Origin of the sequence: Burkholderia sp. Se-20378 (genome assembly GCF_017104665.1) — a bacterium.
In the GTDB taxonomy this organism is placed as follows: Bacteria; Pseudomonadota; Gammaproteobacteria; order Burkholderiales; family Burkholderiaceae; genus Burkholderia; species Burkholderia lata.
Genome location: NZ_JAAGPG010000008.1, coordinates 1 through 18,273, shown reverse-complemented (window position 1 = coordinate 18,273; position 18,273 = coordinate 1). Strand labels below are relative to the sequence as shown.

The window sequence follows — 18,273 nt, the reverse complement described above, 5'->3', positions numbered from 1 at the left end:
CCGCGTGTGATATTCAGCGACACGTGCGGCCGTGCTGCTCGATGACGGCCGCGAGCTGCATCGTCGCGGCCTCGATCGTCGTGTCGTTCAGCCCGGAGTAACCCAGCACGAAGCCGTTGTACGGCCGGCCTTCGCCGACTCGATAGCTGCTCAGCGGCTGAAGCAGCAGGCCATGCGCGGCTGCCGCGCGAGCGACATCGGTATCGTGCAGCGGCAGCGCGAGATCCGCCGACAGATGCATGCCGCCCGGGCTTTCGCGAACGCTCAGCACGGTGCCGAGGTGGCGGGCGAGTGCCGCCTCGAGGCTGCTCCGTCGCTCGGCATACAGCATCCTCATCCTGCGCAGGTGTCGCGCAAAGAGGCCCGTGTCGATGAATTCGGCCATCGCCAGTTGATCGGCCGAGTGGCCGCGATGGACGAGTTCGCGCAGCGTGCGGGTGAAGCGGTCGACCAGAATCGGCGGAACCACCATGAAGCCGAGCCGAAGGGCAGGAAACATCGTCTTGCTGAAGGTGCCGAGATAGCAGACCGGTGCGTCGGCATGCAGGCCCTGGATCGCGGGCAGCGGCTGGCCGCCGAGGCGGAACTCGCTGTCGTAATCGTCCTCGATGATCCACGCGCCGCATGCACGTGCGTGCTCGACGAGCGCCGCGCGCCGCTGGGGGCTCATCAGCGCGCCGAGCGGGTATTGGTGCGACGGTGTCGTATAGATCAGCCGGGGCGGCCGGGTACGCCACTGTTCGTCGGTTGGCGCCATTCCTTCGTGGTCGACCTCGATCGGCACGAGATCTAGGCCGGTCGAGCGGAATGCGGTTCGGGCGCCGTTGTAGCAGGGGTTCTCGAGCCAGCCGTATTCACCGGGATTCGCCAGCATGCGCGCGCACAGTTCGAGGCTGCCTTGCGTGCCGTCGGTGATGAATACCTGGCCGGTTTCGCAGCGCACGCCTCGCGAGACCCGGATGTAGGCGGCCACGGCACGCCGCAATTCGGGCAGCCCTTCGACCGGGCCGTAGGCGAGCTGCGCGGGCTTGATGACTCTCCACGCGCGCTCGATACAACGGCGCCATTGGGCAACCGGGAATTCATCGAGAGAAGGGAGGCCGGGGACGAACGGCAGCATGCGTTCGGGTTCGGGGTTGGTGTTCTCCAGCCCGTGCACGCGCTCGGACAATTGAACCGGGGCCGGGCCGCTTTCAAGCCCTGCGCCAGACCGGCCGCATCCGTCCCATAACGTGATCGTGCCGTTGCGCGTGCCTGCCACGAAGCCTTCCTCGGCAAGACGGGCGTACGCATAGTCCGCCGGGTTGCGCGCGATACCCAGCTCAGCCGCGGGCACACGCGTCGACACGAGCCGCGTGCCGGGCGGGATATGTCCGTCCAGCAGCATGTTGCGCAGGCTCCGGTAGAGGGCTTCCTGCTGGCTGTGTCGTGTCGTGCCGTCCTGTCTGGAAAGCGAGGAGATGAGCAGCGCGAGATCCATGGGCTGGTTCTAGAATTTTTCGTTGAGCTGGTTCTTTTGAAGATTCGACGCGCATCGTATCGTTCACGTTCTCGCGGTGCCGGCCGGTGCGCGGGCATTCTCGGCGATCGTCGCGGATAGCGGCACGCGCGTATTTTGATCGATTTGGCGAGCGATTGTCGATGGGCCGATCGACCGGTCGTTCAGGCGTGGAAGTCGAACATCTCCGATTCGATTAGATTCGGAGTGCAAAGATATTCCGAGCGAATGCGCGAGCGGCTCGATGCGCACAAGGGCGCGCAAACAGGAAAACGAAACATGAAAGACCAGACCGTCATCTCTCCCACATCCCGCACCACCATTCGCCGCCTGCCGGAACTGGCAAGCCACGATCGCGAGATGCTTCATCGCATCGTGGACGAGGCCTACGTCTGCCACATCGCGTTCGGTGCGGGCGAGGACACGCACTGCATCCCGACCGCGCACTGGAGACGGGGCGATGACCTCTATATTCACGGGTCCAACGGCAGCCGGATGATCAAGGCGCTGTCGGCCGGTGCGCAGGCCACCGTCGCGATTACGTTGCTGGACGGTCTCGTGTTGGCCAGGTCGGCCTTCAACCATTCGATGAATTATCGATCCGCGGTGATCTACGGGCGGTTCGAGATGGTGGAGGGCAGTGTGGACAAGCTGGTCGCCCTGGATGCATTGATGGACAAGATCGCGCCCGGTCGCAAGCATGACGCGCGGCCTGGCAACGAGAAGGAACTCAATGCGACCAGCGTGCTGCGGATTGCCCTTGCGGAAGCCGCTGTAAAAGTCAGCGATTCAATGCCGTCCGACAAGGAAGAAGATCTTGCGCTCGCTGTCTGGACGGGCATCCTGCCGCTGAAGGCGACGCGCGGCGCGCCGGTTCATGCCGACGGCAACATGCCGGTGCCGGACTACGTTCGCAACTGGGCCGAGTGAGTTGCGCGGCGGGGCCGCGCGGTATCGTGGAAAACGGCGGTGTACGACGTTGTGCGCCCTGTTGCCTCGGCATGGCAGCGAGACGCGGGTTTCGCCGGCCGGCAGCGCGAATGCCGCGCTGCCGTGACGGGGTGCGCTTTACTCGGCGCGATGCTCATGCGTGTCGTGCGGCGGATGCGGCTCCTCAGGGTGCGGACGCGGTGCGGGCGCGTGCTCGGCGGCCGGTTGCCGCGGCTGCGGGGCCGCGCGTTCCTGCGGTTGCGCTTCGCTGCGCGGCGGCGTTTCCTTGTGCACTTGCTGCTGCGCTTCGTTGCGTTGCTGCATTGCTTCACGCTGCCGTTGCTGCTCCGCATTGCGTTGCTGCATCTCCTCGCGCTGCTGTTGCTCCGCCGCGTTGTGTTGCTGCATTTCCGCGCGTTGCTGCTGCTGTGCCGCGTTGTGCTGTTGCGTCGCCTCGCGTTGCTGCTGAGCCTCGTTGCGCTGTTGTTGCTGCAATTGCTGCTGCTGCGAGGCTGCACGATTTTCCTGCGCGACGTGCTCCTGCTGCATTGCCTGCTGCCGCTCGTCGTGCATCGCACCGGGCGCATGTTGCGCGGGTGCTTCTGCATGCGGTTCGTTCGCGCGATTCTGCGCGAATGCGTCGGGCGACGGCCGCGCGCCGGAGCGCGTATCGTTCGCGCCGAAGTGCGGCATCGTCATCGGCACGGCGCCCGGGCGTTGCTCCATCGCCTGTCCGCGCATCGGCTCCGCGCCCGGCTGCATCGTGTTGCGTTCGATCGTCGTGTTGTTGGTGACGTTGCCGCCGTAGTTGTTCGTGATCCGCGTGTTGCGGATGTTGGTGATGTTGTTGATCACGGTGGTCGATTTCGACACGTACGTGGTGTGGTTGTACACCACGGCCGGGCGCTGCCAGCCGCCGTGCCAGCCGGGGCCTTCCGGCCGCGGCGCGCCCCAGTTCATGCCCCATGCATGCCAGCCCCAGTCGTGGTGCCCGAAGATCGCGGCGCCGACGGCGATGCCGACGCCGAACGTGATCACGCCGGCGGCAACGACTTCACCCGTGCTGTATGAAGGCGGCCGATACTCGTAACCGGGGTAGGACGAAACCGGCTCGCCGTAGACGACCGTCGGGTTGTAAGACGGGACATAGACGACGTCGGGCTGTGCGGATTCGATCTCGATGGCCTGCGCGGGCGGCGGCACGATCGCCGGCCCGGCGTAGACCACGGGCGCATCGGTGGCCGGCGTGTAACCGGTCGGTGCGGCCTGCGCGACTTGTGTGACCCGCATCTGGCCGCCCGAACGGAGATGGCCGGACGTCTGCGCGCGCTGGCGCATCACCTGGATCGCGTTCATCACGTCGGTGGGGTCGTTGTAGTAAGCCTGGCCGAGCGACGTGGTCCAGGCCGGGTTCGACGCCATTTGCGACAGCACCGCGGGGAACGCGGTCAATGCCTTGACGGACGGGTCCCACGGCTGCGTATCGGCCGCGGTTGCGAGTGCCTGCCCCTTCAACGACGGATTCTGCATGACCCAGTTGTTGGCGGCCGTGACCTGGTCCGGGTAGGTTGCACCCGCAAGCACCAGCGCGACGAGCTTGTCGGGGAACAGTGCGATCGGCGCGACCATCTGGTAGAGCTGGTCGGCAGTCGGCGGTGTGTAGGCGACGGGCGTCGACGCGGGCTGGGCCGCCGCGGCCGCGCTCGCGTCGCTGGTCGGCGCCGCAGTGCTGCTGTCGCCGTTCTTGTTGCAGGCCGAGAGGCCGAGCAGCGACACGATGAGGGACGACGCGATCAGCGTTCTGACGGGGCGGTGTGCACGTGTGTTGTTCATGTTGTTCGTTCGGTGTTGTGTCGGCGTTGGCAGGCACGCGGGCCACGCGATCGGCTTGAGCACTGTGCCGCGACCGTTTGCACCTGCTCTGGAGGCATCAGTCGGGGCAGGCGGCAAGGTCGTGTTCGCATGGTGATTGTCCCGCGACGAATCGATATATCCAGTTAAACGCGCGACACGTGCGGAAGTTGTCTGGGTCTTGTGTAACAGTGTGTGTACCTTGCAGTCCGTAAGCGGGTCAGCACTGCCCGGGTAATGAACATGAAAGTTGCTTGCGCAACGATTGCAAGGTCGGCGAGGGCATCGTTACGCCCGATGCGGTTCCACGAGAGTGAGCGGCACGCAAAAAACCCGCGAAGGCCGTGCGGCCGTCGCGGGTTGTTCAAACGATCACATCCGGTTCCATGCATGCGCTGCGGTGCGCACGCGGAACCGGGGCGGTCATCGATCCATCAGCGTGCGAAATCCGATGTGCTCTGGATGAACGTGTTCAGCTTCGAGATGTTCACGCTGCCGAAGCCTGTCGTCGCGTCCCATCCGGCCTTCGCCTTGTAGCCGTAGGTGCCGCTTCCGTTGTTGCCGGACGTGACGTCGTGCAGCAGCGCTGTGTTGCTCGGGAAGTACTTGTAGATGCTCGACGCGGGGAACCCGAGCGCATTGTTGTTCGCGGACTGCAGGCGCGCCCAGATCCCCGTGAAGATCGGTGCGGCGAGGCTCGTGCCGCCTTCGTTGTTGAGATAGCCCGAGCCCCACAGCGTGTCGGACGTCTGGCCGTTCACGACGAGAATCGCGCCGGTGCGCAGGTCCGCGTCGAAGCCGACGTCAGGCAGTGCGCGCTTGGTCGATCCCGTGAGGCTCGACGATTGCCACGACGGCGCGGCTTCGTACTTGCTGTACCCGCCGCCCGTGGACCACACGGTGCCCGGTTGCCAGCTCGGATCGTTCCAGACGATCTCGCTGTTGTACGCGTTGGTCGACGTATTCGTGAACAGCGTCGTGCCGCCCACCGCGATCACGTACGGCGACGTTGCAGGTTCACTCACCGTGTAGGTCGAGCGCGACGGCGTGCCGCTCGCACATTCGTACGCGCCGTGGTCGCCGGCGGATACCGAGAAGGTCTGCCCTTGCGCGACCGCCTGCTTGAAGATCGTGTCGTCGGTTGCCTGCGAGCCGGTGCTGTTCGCGGACGATTCGCACACGCCGAGCGACACGTTGATCACCTTCGCGACGTTGTCGGTCACGGCCTTGTTGTACGCGGCGGTGATCGCCGTGAGCGTCATCGACGGTGCGACGTAGAACACCACCTGCTTCACGCTGCCGCCGGCCGCACCGACGATCGACTGGCTGTCGAGGTTCCATTCGACGGTGCCGTCGGTGTCGGTGTACGAGCTGCCGGACGGGCCCGTCTTCACGACGCTGCTGCTGATCGTGCCGAGGCTGTTGTTTGCGGCGAACGTATTGAGGTCGCTCACCGTCTGCGACAGGTCGCCTTCGGAGATGATGCCGACGGTGGTCTGCGACGCTGTCGGCGTGCCGTTGCCGCCGTAGATCGACGAGAATTCGGTCGGGTTGTGCGGCACCGCCGATGCGCCGGCCGGAATCGTCAGGTTGCTGGTGTTGCCTTGCGGCTGGCTGCCCGCGCCCGTGTGCATCAGCTCGACGTTCTGCAGGCCCAGCACCGAACCCACGACGCCACCGATCGCGTTCGGCACTTGCGCGGCGTCGGTATTCGCATAGACGCTGCGGCCGTTGCGCGTGAAGCGCTTGAGCGTCGTGCGGAACGCGGACTTGATGGTGGCTGCGGTACCGGACGCGGAAACCAGCAGGCGGTTCGGCGCGACCACGATGTTCACGAAGCCTGCCTTGCGGAGGTGCGCGACGACCGAGGCGACCTGCTGGTCGGTCGGCGCATATTGCGCCGCGAACTGCGCCGGCGTGAGGAACTGCCGGTAGTGCGGCGAACCAGGCGTATGCAGGTCGTGCAGATACTGGTCGAGTTGCGCCTCGTTGCGCAGGTTCAGGCCGAGCACGATGTCCACCGACTCGCCCGGCGCCATCTCGACGGCTGCCGCCGTAGCGGCAGCCGTGCTCGCGGCAGGCGCGCCGGCGGTACCGGCTTCGCTCTGCTGCACGAGCGGCAGGAAACCCTTGGTGTGCGTTTCCGTCCAGCCGGCCGCAGGCGCGGCGTGGGCGGTCGCCATGCCGAACGACGCGACGGCTGCGGCGGCGAAGGCGAGCTTGACGAAGCGATTGTGCTTTTGATTCTTGTCTGCAACCTGATTCATTTGAATTACCCCTCCGGTTGAACATCGAACAGCACGAACAACAACGGTCGACAGCGGTGCGGGTCATGCACCGCCGATTTCTGTCGCACGCGTGCGGATGGCACGGACGCGACAGGGCCTTTCGCCCGATCCGGAAAGGTGTCTTTTCTCCGGAGGCGAAATACGGAAAACGCGGTAACGGGAAGGCTGCGTCGCGATACGACGCAACCGCGCCGGACAGGGCGCGGGCGGGATTGCTAGAGCAACAGTTTCGTTGTCCTGCTCATTTGATTCGATCCTTCGGCCCGCTGCCGGATGGCAGTTGTCCAATGAGATGCATCGGGATGTTGCATGCGCCGGCGCGCGAACGATACAGCCGGCGGCGAGCACTGCGGTGCGGCGGAAGCGAAAAAACGTGGAGCGGAAGCGATTGCGTGGTGAGCAATTCGTCAGATTGCTTGCATCGGACGGTATCAAGAATGAAAGCGAGGTGTCAAACTTTTTTTGATTATATGAAACTAAATTAAAGCGAATATGTGCAATGTTTTTGAAAATATTGGCAGTGTTTTGTAATATTCGAGGCCGCCAAAGAAAGTAATGCGGAATTCGATTTGCCGATCGTTTCTGGTTTGATGCGTAATGGGTGCAACTGGCCGATCGTGTTCGAGGCCTGACTCGAATCCCGGGGGGCGCGGCAGAGAAAGTCGAGGCCGCGCGCCGCACGAAGCGGCGCATGCAGTCGCGAGATGTCCGACGTTCCGCATACCGGCCCAGTCAACGAGGATCGAACCTGACGTGATCGACAACGACAAGCTTTGCATCGAAGTACCCGCGACCTGGAAGGCCGCGCTGGCCGATTGCCGATGGACGCAACAGACGGAAGGGCAATCGGATGCCGCGGTGTTCCGGCTCGATGCGCGCGACGGATCGCGTCGGTTCGTCAAGACGGAACCCGCGGGACCGCTGAGTGAACTGGGCGACGAGGTGGCGCGACTGCACTGGCTGTCGACGACGGGTTTGCCGGGCGCGCAGGTGCTCGACGTGGCATCGGCGGCGGGGCGCGAGTGGATGCTGCTGAGTGCCGTGCGTGGCGAGAATCTCGAAGTCGCGCGACTCGGGCCGGCGGCGAAGGTGGCGATCATTGCAGATGCGCTGCGTGCGCTGCATCGGCTCGATCCGGCAACTTGCCCGTTCGATCATGGTGCTGCGTCACGTATCGAGCGGGCCCGTGCGCGGATGAGCGAGGGGCTCGTTGACGAGGGCAACCTCGATGATGCGAATACCGGTGTGCCGCTCGATGAACTATTCGCGAGGCTTCAGGCGAGCAGGCCGTTGATCGAGGACAGGGTCGTTACGCACGGTGACGCGTGCCTGCCCAACTTCATGGTCGAAGACGGTCGTTTCTCGGGTTTCATCGACTGCGGGCGCCTCGGTGTTGCCGATCGCTATCAGGATCTGGCGCTGGCAACGCGCGATATCGAAGCGGATCTCGGCAGCGAATGGGTCGCGCCATTTTTTGCCCGGTATGGAATCGAGCAGCCCGATCCGGGCCGGATCGCGTTCTACCGGCTGCTCGACGAGTTTTTCTGATTCCTCGAGTGTTCACTGGCGGCGCACGAGACAGTTTTCTTGTCCCGTGCATCGGCTCGTTTCGTAGTACTCCTGCTTTTCAATCGAAGATTTTCGCGTTCTCTACGGATCTCCTCCGTCAGTCACGCTCGCGCCATGCATAGGTGAAGCGGAGGCCGTCGCCGAGCGTGCACTGGAAGACCTGGGCCGGCGCGACCGGCTGATACGTGGTTGGCGAAAGCGAGCGGACCGTCACCGTCGCGCTTTCATCCTGCATGACGCGGTACTGGATCAGCTCCAGCACCGGCGTTCCGCTGGGCTGGACGGTAAGGTGCTGGTTGGCGAATGCGAGCGTATTGCCACCGACTTCCATGAAGTCGCGTATCGCGAAGCCGCCCGATACGGTGGGCGCCGTTGCCTTCGCTTGAGCCGGCTGCGCGTTCTGGCACTGGTTGGGTGAAAAGATTGCAGTCACCGTCACGCCGGCAAACAGCCGCGTGCGCAACTGCCGATACGAATTGACGTTGTCCGGCTGGGGGCTTGCAGCTGTTGCCGCGAGACTGGTTGCCGCGCCGGCGGCAACAAGAACAATGGCGAAGCGATTCAGCATTTTCCTGTCTCCGTGCGATGAAACCACGGGCACGATAGCACGGTGCGCAGGCATTGTTCAGACGGTTCGATCGCGGCAGCTACTGCGCCGCACCTGCATGCCGCAGCGCGTCCACGGCTTCCGTGTTGTCGTGCGACTGCGCGAGCTGGAGCAGTGACTGTCCGCGCCGATCGACATGATTCGGATTCGCACCATGTGCGACGAGGAGCGGGATCAGCTCGAAGCGATTGAACAGCGTGGCGAAACCCAGCGCGGTTTCCCCGGCGCCGTTCGTCTGGTCGATCGGGCATTGCGTGTCGATCAGGCGCCGCGCGATGTCGGGTTCGTTCTTGAAGAGGGCGCCCATCAGCGCCGTGTTGCCGTGACGGTCGCCGGCACATGCGTTTGCGCCGGCCGACAGCAGGTAGTCGAGCGCGGCTGGCTGGCCGTCGTAGGATGCGAGTATCACGGCCGTAAAGCCGCGGCTGTCGGTGGCATCGACGGGAAAGCCGGCGTCGTGCAATGCACGCAGGATGTCGACGCGTCCGACGCGGGCGGCATCGAACCAGTCGCCGTCGTAGCGGCGCAGCGCGGCAGGGTCGGCCCGCGCATACGCAGGCTGGTCGGGAAGGTGCGCGCAACCGGCGAGCGCGGCCAGCGCCACGGCTGTTGCGGTCGAGCGGATCGCGCGCGTCAGGCGTTTGGATTGCATGGGGATGTCCTGATGGGTGAATCAGGTCGACGTGCGCGGCGCAACCCCGCACGTCGACCGTGACCGGAGTCGCGGGATCAGTTCTCGCTCAGCTTTGCCGCGAGCGCTTGCACTTGACCGACGTCAGCGTGAATGGCCTGCGCGAGACGCGTGCCGTAGTCGGGATCGGCCTTGTAGAAGTACGACAGCATCGCGTACTGGTTGTGCGCGTTCGTCACCTTGCCGAGATCGCCGGACAGCGCGGTGATCAGGTCGTCCCTGTCCTGCTGCGACAGGCCGCGGTAGTACTCGCCCGCCTGACGGAATCGCAGCTTCTTGTGGATCGCTTCCTGCTGCGTCGTTCCGCCGAGCGCCATGCGCACGGACTTGTACTGCGGATTCGGCGCGAGTTCATGCAGCGTCGACGGTTCGTAGTTCACCTCGCCCTTGCGGTCGCCGGCGTTCATCTTGCCGTCCTGGTTGTTGTTGACCACCGGCACGACGGGCCGGTTGATCGGCAGGTCCATGTAGTTCGCGCCGAGCCGGTACATCTGCGTGTCGGCGTATGCGAACAGGCGATCCTGCAGCATCCGGTCTTCGGACGGCTCGATGCCGGGCACGAGCCGCGATGGCGCGAACGCCGATTCCTCGGTCGACTGGAAGTAGTTGTCGGGTACGCGGTTCAGCGTCATCGTGCCGATCTTGCGCTCGGGGACGCCGGTCCACACCTTCGTGTCGTCCAGCGCATCGAAGTCGAACCGGTTCAGGTCCTGCGGCGTGAGCACCTGCACGTACAGGTCCCACTTCGGGAAGTCGCCTTGCTTCAGCGCGCCATACAGGTCGTTCGTCATCATGTTCCAGTCGCGCCCGATCGATGCGTCGATGTCTTGCGGACGCAGGCCGTGCACGCCTTGCTGGCTTTTCCAGTGGAACTTCACGTAGTGCACGTCGCCGCGCGCATTGACGAACTTGAACGCATGCACCGCAAAGCCGTCCATGTGACGATACGAATCGGGCATGCCCGCATTCGTGTACAGCATCGTCAGCATGTTCGTCGCTTCGGGCGTATTCGCGAAGAAGTCGAATGCGAGATTCGGATCCTGCACGCCGGTCACGGCGCTCGGCTTGTTCGCGTGAACGAAGTCGGGGAACTTGATGCCGTCGCGAATGAAGAACACGGGCCAGTTGATGCCGACCATGTCCCAGTTTCCCTGTTGCGTATAGAACTTCACCGCGAAGCCGCGCGGATCGCGTGCCTGCTCAGGCGAGCCGCGATAGCCCATCACGGTGGAGAAGCGTACGAACACGGGTGTGCGCGTGCCGGGTGTGAAGACCTTCGCTTTCGTCAGGTTCGAGATGTCGGCGGACGGCACGAACTCGCCGAATGCGCCGGTGCCGCGTGCATGCACGACGCGTTCCGGAATGCGTTCGCGATCGAAGCGCTGCAGTTTTTCGATGAGTGCCGAGTCTTGCAGGAGCACGGGGCCGGCAGGGCCGGCCGTCTGCGAATTCTCGTTGTCGCCGACGGGGGCGCCCGTGTCGCGAGTGAGTTCGGCTGCATGGGGGGACGCGGAAAGTGCAACGCAGATCGCGGCGACTGCGTGTCTCAGCACGCGATGGGAGGATGAGGACATGACGATGGAACTCCTTGAATCCGATCGGTGGTGGGGAAGCCGACTGAATTAGAAGAGATCGTCAGATGATTGGCTAATTGATATTCGATATGTTTCCGATAGCGGCGGCGTCGATGCAGCGTGAGCGCGGTGGTTATCGGCGTGGGCGGTGAATATTGTTGCGCGCGCAATGAGTTGTTGCGTCGCATGCCGTGAAGCGATCCGCGCGCGTCGAGCGCGGACGATTGAACATGCGATGCCTTGCGCGGGTGTTGCGATCCGCCTTTCAAGCATCGGTGCCGCAGCAGCCTCGACGAACCCGAACGCGCGGCACCGATCAACCTGCCGTCAACTCGCGCCGGCTTGCCACCCGAGCCCGAGGTTCTTCTGCAGCGACACGTAGTCCTTGATCAGTTCGGCCTGCCCGGCGATCACGTTCTGCTGCGCGGACAGCGCTTCGCGTTGCGTATCGAGCAGGTCGATCATCGACGCGACACCCGCACGATAGCGCTCGTCCATCAGCGATCGGGAATGCACGGCCGACGTCTGCACCTTGGTGAGCGCAACGACGTGCTCACGCTGGTGCCCGTAGCGCTGCAATGCCGTGTTGGCGTCCTGCAGGGCGCCGAGCACCGCTTTCTGATAGTTCGCTTCCGCTTCGTCGCGCGATGCTTCGGCCGCTCGCACCGCGCCGCGCGTGCGTCCGAAGTCGAGAATGTTCCATTGCAGATACGGCGCGCCGACCCAGGTGAAGTTCTGCTTGCGGAACAGGTGGCCCGGGTCGGTCGCGCTGAAGCCGAGATCGCCGAGCAGCGTCACCTTCGGGAAGTAGTCGGCGACATGCTCGCCGATCTGCGCATTGCTCGATGCGAGCCGGCGCTCGGCCGCACGAATGTCCGGGCGCTGTTTCAGCAGCGTGGCCGGATCGCCGATTGCGACGCTACCGGGCAGCGTCGGCAGCGGTGCGTCCGGTGTCGACAGCGTTGCGTCGAGCGTACCGGGCGCGCGGCCCGTCAGGATTGCGAGCCGGTCGAGCGATTCCGTCACCTGCGCGTCGAGCGGGATCAGAGACGCACGCGTGGTTTCGACCTGTGTCGTCAGGCGCTCGATGTCGACGTCTGCGGCGACGCCGCGCGCGCGGCGCTGCTGCGTGAGTTCCAGCATCGTCTGCTGCTGCTCGGCGGTGCGTTGAGACAGCGCAAGCCGCTGCTGCTGGTCGCGCAGGTCGACATACGCGTTCGCGACTTCGGCCGCGATCGACACCTGCGTATCGGCGAGATCGGCGTCGACCGCTTCCGCTTGTGCGGACGCAGCTTCGACCGCGCGGCGCGTGCCGCCGAACAGGTCGATTTCCCAGGTTGCGTCGAAGCCTGCCGAATAGAGCTGCAGCGGGCCCGAGCCCCCCAGCGACGGCGATGTGCCGCCCGATTGGCTCGAGCCGTTCGACGGCAGCAGCGACCCGAGCGCGCTGACGTCGGGCTCGCGCATGCGGATGGCGGCAACGGTGGCCGACGATTTCGGCAACTGCGCGGCGCGCTGTTGCGAGAGTTGCGCGCGCGATGCGCGCAAGCGTGCCTGCGCGGCGTGCAGATCGGGGTTGTACACGAGCGCGGCGGTGATCAGGTCGTCGAGCTGGCGATCGTTGAGCGCATGCCACCATGCGCTCGGCGCGGGCGCAGTGGTGTCGACACCGGAGGCCGGCGCGCGCACGAAGGTCGGCGCATCCGGTGCGGCGGGTGCGCCGCGGCAGTCGGGGCCGACCGTGCAGCCGGCGAGCAGGCCAGCGGCCGCGCACAGCGTGCGCACAGGGCGGCCGGGCAGGGAGACGGGTCTCATCGCGTAAGACGGTTCAGTGGCCGGACGACATCGGCTGCGGCCCGCGCGGCGTTCTCAGCAGCAGCGCGAGCGGCACGCAGGCAAGCAGCGCGAGGCCCAGCAGATAAAAGGTTTCGGAATAGGTCATCACGACCGCCTGGATCTGGATCTGCTGCGCCAGCTGTCCGAGTGCGCGCATGTTCGAATACGCGAGGTCGCCGGTGTGCGCGAACCAGTTGGCCGCGTAGGCCGACAGCCGGTCCTGCCCGATCAGCGAGTTCGCGGTCACCGATTCGCGGAGCGCGGCCGTATGGAAGGTCGTGCGCCGGTCGATCACGGTGCCGATGATCGCAAGCCCGATCGAGCCGCCGAGATTGCGCGCCATGTTGTAGAGCCCGGCCGCATCACCCGAGTCTTCGCGCGCGACGGCCGCCATCGAGGCCTGGTTGAGCGGCATCATCGCGAGCATCTGCGCGACGCCGCGGATCAGTTGCGACCAGACGAAGTCGTGGCCGACGCTCTGCGCGGTCAGGCTGATGTCGAGCATGCAGCTCAGGCAGAACAGCAGCAGCCCCGAAATCACGAGGATGCGGAAATCGACCTTGCCGAGCAGGCGCGGCAGGATCGGCATCACGAGAAAGGCCGGCAGCCCCGACAGCAGCATGATCGCGCCCGCCTGTTCCGCGTTGTAGCCGGCGACGATCGCGAGGAACTGCGGCAGCAGGTAGGACACGCCGTACAGCCCGGCGCCGACCGCGGACACGATCACGATCACGCTCGCGTAGCGCGGGTTGCGCATCAGCGACAGCCGCATGATCGGCCGCTTCGCAAAGATCTGCGACAACGCGATCAGGATCATCCCGGCGAGCGACACGAGGCTCAGCGTGACGATCATCTGCGATTCGAACCAGCGTTCGCGCTGACCTTCCTCGAGCACGACGGTGAGCGAGCTCAGCCCGATCGCGAGGCCGAGGATCCCGAGCCAGTCCGCGTTGAAGAACGAATGCCATTGCGGGCGATCCGACGGCAGCCCGAACACCAGCAGCGCCATCAACAGCAGGCACACCGGCAGGTTCAGGAAAAAGCACCAGCTCCAGCTCACGTTTTCCGCGAGCCAGCCGCCGAGCACAGGGCCGAACAATGGCCCGAGCAGCACGATCAGGCCGAACAGCGTCATGCCGACCGGCAACTGCGACAGCGGCAGCCGCGTGCGGATGATGGTCTGCGCGGTCGGGATCAGCGCACCGCCGGTGAAGCCCTGGCCGATCCGGCCGGCGATCATCATCGGCAGCGAATGCGACCAGCCGCACATCATCGAGAACGCGATGAACAGCGCGGAGTTCGTCAGCAGGAAATTGCGCAGCCCGAACACGCGCGTGAGCCAGGCGGCGAGCGGGATCATCACGATCTCCGACATCAGGTAGCCGGTCGAAATCCACGTGCCTTCGGTGCCGGTCGCGCCGATTTCGCCCTGGATCTGCGGCAGCGCGGAGTTCGTGATCGAGATGTCGAGCGTCGCCATCAGCGCGCCGAGCGCACCGGCCGCGACGGCGATCCAGTCGGTCACGCTCGCACGGCCTTCGTGCGGCGGCATGGGCATCGTGGCGGACGGTTCAGCCATGATGCGTCTCGTCGCGGGTCGAGCGCGTATCGACGTCGACCGTCACCGACAGCCCCGGCAGCAGCATGCGCTGCGCGCGGGCATTCGCGGCGAGTCGGATGCGCACCGGCACGCGCTGGACGATCTTCGTGAAGTTGCCGGTCGCATTCTCGGGTGGCAGCAGCGCGAACTGCGCGCCCGTGCCGGGGGCGAAGCTGTCGACGACGCCGGACAGCGCGCCGTCCGGCAGTGCGTCGACGTGCAGTTCGACGGGCTGGCCGATGCGCATGTTGCCGATCTGCGTTTCCTTGAAGTTCGCGACGAGGTAGATCGAGTCGACGGGTACGACGGTCAGCAGGCGCGTGCCGGGCTGCACGTATTGCCCGACGCGCACCGTGCGGTCGCCGACGCGGCCGGCGAGGGTACTGCGCACGATCGTGTTGTCGAGATCGAGTTGTGCCTGCGCGGCGCTGGCCTGCGCGGCTTCGAGCTGCGCGCGCGCCTGCTGGAGCTGCGCGGTGAACGACGCGATCTGCGTGCGCGCGGCAGCGATCGACGCATTGTTCGCGGCGAGCGTCGCGGCCGCCTGGTCGCGCGTGCTCTTCAGGTCGGCTACGCGTTCGTGCGTTTCCGCGCCGGTCGCGGCGAGCGGCGCATAGCGCGTGTATTCGTCGCTGGCGTGCTGCGCATTGATGCGCGACACCTTCGCCTGCGCGTCGGCCTGTTCGAGATTCGCATGCTGCTGGCTGATGTCGGCCTCGGCGCGTGCGATATCCGCGCGGCGCGCGTCGACGGTCGCGAGCGATTGCGCAAGCGCGACCTGGTACTGGCGGACGTCGAGCCGCACCAGCGGATCGCCGGCCTTTACGGCCTGGTTGTCGCGCACATATACGTCGGTCACGTAGCCGGCGACCTTCGGCGCGGCGGTCATGCTGTCCGCCTGCAGGTACGCGTCGTTGGTGCTTTCGATGAAGCGGCCGACCGTCCACCATCGGCCGAGCCAGATGGCGCCGCCGATGGCCGCAAGCACGGCGACGACGAGCAGGACGCGCCGCTTCGTGCCGTTGCCGTTTCGCGGCGTTGTTCCGTTTTCCTGACGATTTGCTTTCTGTGGCGAGTCTTGCAGCGTCGACATGCTGGCGTCCAATTTATTCCAAGTGGAAGAATTATTCCAGTTGATAAAATTGTGTCAAGTAGAATGTCGGTCGATCGAATGACGAGGAAGGCATGAACGAAGCGAAGAAGCTGCGCCGTACGTCGGCGGGCGGCTACGCCCGTGGCGACGAAACGCGCCAGCGGATCATCGAGGCGGCGATCGAACTGTTCGGCGAGCGCGGGTTCGCGGGGGCATCGACCCGCGAGATCGCCGCGATGGCCGGCGTGAACGCGCCGGCGCTCCAGTACTACTTCGAGAACAAGGAAGGTGTGTACCGCGCGTGCGTGGAGACGATCGCGGAACACGGCTGGGAAGTGTTTGCGCCGGCAGTCGGCCATGCGTGGGCGATGCTCGACGCGGACGCGGACGTCGACGTGCTGATCGACGCGTTCGTCGGGCTGCTGCGCGCGCTGTCGGACCGGATGTTCACGGCGCCGAAGACGATGAACCAGCGGATGTTCTTCGCGCGCGAGCAAGGCGGCCAGGAGCCGGCGAGCGCGAGCGAAATCCTGATGAAGCGCATGCGCAAGCCGCTCAACGACGTGAGCGCCGAGTTGATCGGCCGCATCTCGGGGCGGCCGGCCAACGATCCCGTCACGCGCTTGCGTGCACTGAGCCTGTTCGGGCAGCTCACGGTGTTCCACATCGCGCAGCGTTCGGCGCTGCAGTTGCTCGAATGGGAGGCGTTCGAAGGCGAGCGCGCGACCCTGCTGATCGACACGATCGCCGAACAGACGCGCGTGCTGCTCCAGCAATGGCACGCGCAGCGCAACGTGTTGGCGGTCGATCCGGACGCCGATTCGAAGCGGGGGACGGGGGCGTCTACACCCGCCGCGAAAAGCGCTCGGCGCGTGACCAAGCCGGCCGCGCGTTAAACGCGGCGCGTTGTCAGTCCCGGCCGGTCAACTCGGCTTGCGCCCCGGTTCCGAGGGCGACGGCGGCCGGGCCGAAGTTTCGGCAGCATGGCCGTTGTCGCCGTTGTCGCCGTTGTCGCCGTTGCTGCCGTTTTCGTCATCGACCACAGGCCGCGATCCGTCCGCGTACGCAACGACGCTGCGCTGCGGATTGGCGATCCGGATGCCGCGTTCGCGGAACGTCTCCGCGATCCGCCGGTTGAATTCGCGCTGCACGCTCCAGCGCGTCGAGTCCGTGCATTGCATCTGTCCGGCCAGCGCGAGCGTCGCGCCATCGACCTGGTCGATACCCCAGTAGCTGAAGTCCGACAGGATGCCGTCGTGGTACTTCGGATCGTCGCGCAACGCGGCGCCGATCTCCTTCAGCGTCGCGATCGCGCGATCGATATCCTCGCCGTAGGCAATGCTGATCTTGACGGACGCGTTGCCGAGCCCGCGATTCGTATTGTTGACGGTCGTCACCGAGCTGAACGGGATCGTGTACAGCGACCCGTCGCCGGCGCGCAACCGCACGGTGCGGATCGACAGGTACTCGACCGTGCCCGACACGCCGGCGAGCGTGACCCAGTCGCCCACCTGCATCGCGTTTTCCATCAGCAGGAAGATCCCGGTGATGAAGTCCTGCACGAGCTTCTGCGAGCCGAAGCCGAGCGCGACGCCGAAGATGCTGGCGCCGGCAAGCAGCGGGCCGACGTTCACGCCGAGCTGGCTGAGGCCCGTCAGCACGACGACGAGCGCGATCATCACGAACAGCAGCGAGCGCAGCATCGGCAGCAGCGTACGCAGCCGCGCCGCGCGCATGAGATTGCCTTCACGCGTCCATCGTTGCAGCCGGCGCTCGATCGCGATGTTCGCGGCTTCCCACACGATGAGCGCGACGATGGCCGCGATGGCGATCGTCACCAGCGCCGACGCGAGCCGGTGGCCGATCGTGCCGGTTTCGAACGCGCGGAAGATCGGCACGCCCCAGATCTGCAGCAACAGCACGAGTGTCACGATGCCGATCGCGCCCGACACGATCTGGCGCAGCAGCGGGTAGTAGCGGTACGCGTGCACATGGACGAGCGTGCGGTCTTCGTCGCGGCCCTGGAACAGCCGCGCGAGCGCGCCGAACACGACGATCGACGCCATCCGCATGCCGATCATCACGGCGATCGAGCGGCCGCCGAGCGTGATCAGCACGCGGTAGCCGTTGTGGACGTCGAGCGCCCACACGAACCACAGCGCCATCACGATGAATACCGAGACGGGCGCCCATGCGTCCGCGAGCGCGTTGGCGATCATCGTGACCGACGGACGATCCTCGCCGGCCGAGCGGATCCGCGCGGCGACCGGCAGGCGGCACTGCAGGATCAGCGCCGAGACCATCAGGTGCCCGACGAGCGCGACGGCTTTCAGCAGCGCGACGTGACCGGCGTCGCTGAGACCGAAGTTCGCGGCGATCTCGACCGCGGCCGTGCAGGCGCCGATCACGATCACGATCCGCGCGATCGAGCGTTGCGCGAAGTCGGCCCATGCGTCGCTGATATGCAGTAACCGCAATTGCCGCGCATCGGGCTGGAAGAACAGCCGGCTGACGATCGTGACGAGCCGGCAGATCACGTAGATGTCGATCAGCGCTTCGAGCGCGGATTCGATCGGGGTGCCCGTATCGCCGATCACCGACATCGTCAGGCTCGCGACACCGACGAACACGAGCAGTGGCACGGCACGCAACGCCAGACTGACGAGCGCGCGCGGCATCCGGTGCAGCAGCGTGGTGTGGCGGCGCGCGTGGCCGCGGCCTTGCGACGAGGCGGGC

13 protein-coding genes are annotated in these 18,273 nt (G+C 65.5%); 3 read left to right on the top strand and 10 right to left on the bottom strand.

Annotated elements, in window-relative coordinates; genetic code table 11:
* Positions 1–13: 13 nt before the first annotated feature.
* Positions 14–1,480, bottom strand: a complete 1,467-nt coding sequence (locus G3N93_RS02425; RefSeq protein ID WP_206132224.1) for a PLP-dependent aminotransferase family protein — start codon at positions 1,478–1,480, stop codon at positions 14–16.
* 297 nt (positions 1,481–1,777) lie between these two features.
* On the opposite strand from G3N93_RS02425, the gene G3N93_RS02420 reads away from it, so the two are divergent.
* A complete protein-coding gene (locus G3N93_RS02420; RefSeq protein ID WP_206132223.1) occupies positions 1,778–2,428 on the top strand; it encodes a pyridoxamine 5'-phosphate oxidase family protein in 651 nt (216 codons plus the stop codon).
* Positions 2,429–2,566: 138 nt separating this feature from the next.
* Here the strand turns inward: G3N93_RS02420 and G3N93_RS02415 are convergent, their stop codons facing one another.
* Both G3N93_RS02415 and G3N93_RS02410 read right to left on the bottom strand, forming a co-directional pair.
* Entirely contained in the window at positions 2,567–4,261 is a 1,695-nt protein-coding gene (locus G3N93_RS02415; protein WP_206132222.1) for a DUF3300 domain-containing protein, read from the bottom strand.
* A 452-nt stretch (positions 4,262–4,713) separates the two neighbouring features.
* Positions 4,714–6,546, bottom strand: coding sequence for a protease pro-enzyme activation domain-containing protein (locus tag G3N93_RS02410; protein WP_206132221.1), 1,833 nt, complete (start codon positions 6,544–6,546; stop codon positions 4,714–4,716).
* A 774-nt stretch (positions 6,547–7,320) separates the two neighbouring features.
* Between G3N93_RS02410 and G3N93_RS02405 the strand changes: the two genes are divergently transcribed.
* Positions 7,321–8,115 carry an APH(3')-II family aminoglycoside O-phosphotransferase gene (locus tag G3N93_RS02405; RefSeq protein ID WP_206132220.1) on the top strand — a complete coding sequence of 265 codons (795 nt, stop codon included), beginning with the start codon at positions 7,321–7,323 and terminating at the stop codon, positions 8,113–8,115.
* Between the two features lie 118 nt (positions 8,116–8,233).
* Here the strand turns inward: G3N93_RS02405 and G3N93_RS02400 are convergent, their stop codons facing one another.
* From G3N93_RS02400 to G3N93_RS02375, 6 genes are all read right to left on the bottom strand, one after another.
* Entirely contained in the window at positions 8,234–8,704 is a 471-nt protein-coding gene (locus tag G3N93_RS02400; protein ID WP_206132219.1) for a VirK family protein, read from the bottom strand.
* A 79-nt stretch (positions 8,705–8,783) separates the two neighbouring features.
* Positions 8,784–9,395: an ankyrin repeat domain-containing protein gene (locus G3N93_RS02395; RefSeq protein ID WP_174937044.1), complete on the bottom strand. Its 612-nt coding sequence runs from the start codon at positions 9,393–9,395 to the stop codon at positions 8,784–8,786.
* A gap of 77 nt (positions 9,396–9,472) precedes the next feature.
* Entirely contained in the window at positions 9,473–11,008 is a 1,536-nt protein-coding gene (locus tag G3N93_RS02390) for a catalase (RefSeq protein ID WP_174937046.1), read from the bottom strand.
* A gap of 327 nt (positions 11,009–11,335) precedes the next feature.
* Positions 11,336–12,823, bottom strand: a complete 1,488-nt coding sequence (locus G3N93_RS02385; protein WP_206132218.1) for an efflux transporter outer membrane subunit — start codon at positions 12,821–12,823, stop codon at positions 11,336–11,338.
* A gap of 13 nt (positions 12,824–12,836) precedes the next feature.
* On the bottom strand, positions 12,837–14,423 hold the full coding sequence (locus G3N93_RS02380) for an MDR family MFS transporter (RefSeq protein ID WP_206132217.1): 1,587 nt from the start codon (positions 14,421–14,423) through the stop codon (positions 12,837–12,839).
* Complete coding sequence (locus G3N93_RS02375; RefSeq protein ID WP_206132216.1) at positions 14,416–15,537, bottom strand: HlyD family secretion protein; 1,122 nt, start codon at positions 15,535–15,537, stop codon at positions 14,416–14,418. Before G3N93_RS02375 ends, G3N93_RS02380 begins: the two co-directional genes overlap by 8 nt.
* A 92-nt stretch (positions 15,538–15,629) precedes the next feature.
* On the opposite strand from G3N93_RS02375, the gene G3N93_RS02370 reads away from it, so the two are divergent.
* Complete coding sequence (locus G3N93_RS02370) at positions 15,630–16,433, top strand: CerR family C-terminal domain-containing protein (RefSeq protein WP_206132215.1); 804 nt, start codon at positions 15,630–15,632, stop codon at positions 16,431–16,433.
* A 27-nt stretch (positions 16,434–16,460) separates the two neighbouring features.
* Here G3N93_RS02370 and G3N93_RS02365 read toward each other — a convergent pair.
* Positions 16,461–18,273, bottom strand: a 1,813-nt coding sequence (locus G3N93_RS02365) for a mechanosensitive ion channel domain-containing protein (protein ID WP_206132214.1), incomplete at its 5' end; no start/stop codon positions are given.

Bases quoted from the DNA above. Each gene is read 5' to 3' on its own strand.
- G3N93_RS02420 (WP_206132223.1), top strand. From the start codon at position 1,778: ATGAAAGACCAGACCGTCATCTCTCCCACATCCCGCACCACCATTCGC.
- G3N93_RS02425 (WP_206132224.1), bottom strand. From the start codon at position 1,480: ATGGATCTCGCGCTGCTCATCTCCTCGCTTTCCAGACAGGACGGCACG.
- G3N93_RS02410 (WP_206132221.1), bottom strand. From the start codon at position 6,546: ATGAATCAGGTTGCAGACAAGAATCAAAAGCACAATCGCTTCGTCAAG.
- G3N93_RS02385 (WP_206132218.1), bottom strand. From the start codon at position 12,823: ATGAGACCCGTCTCCCTGCCCGGCCGCCCTGTGCGCACGCTGTGCGCG.
- G3N93_RS02380 (WP_206132217.1), bottom strand. From the start codon at position 14,423: ATGGCTGAACCGTCCGCCACGATGCCCATGCCGCCGCACGAAGGCCGT.
- G3N93_RS02390 (WP_174937046.1), bottom strand. From the start codon at position 11,008: ATGTCCTCATCCTCCCATCGCGTGCTGAGACACGCAGTCGCCGCGATC.
- G3N93_RS02415 (WP_206132222.1), bottom strand. From the start codon at position 4,261: ATGAACAACACACGTGCACACCGCCCCGTCAGAACGCTGATCGCGTCG.
- G3N93_RS02375 (WP_206132216.1), bottom strand. From the start codon at position 15,537: ATGTCGACGCTGCAAGACTCGCCACAGAAAGCAAATCGTCAGGAAAAC.
- G3N93_RS02400 (WP_206132219.1), bottom strand. From the start codon at position 8,704: ATGCTGAATCGCTTCGCCATTGTTCTTGTTGCCGCCGGCGCGGCAACC.
- G3N93_RS02395 (WP_174937044.1), bottom strand. From the start codon at position 9,395: ATGCAATCCAAACGCCTGACGCGCGCGATCCGCTCGACCGCAACAGCC.
- G3N93_RS02370 (WP_206132215.1), top strand. From the start codon at position 15,630: ATGAACGAAGCGAAGAAGCTGCGCCGTACGTCGGCGGGCGGCTACGCC.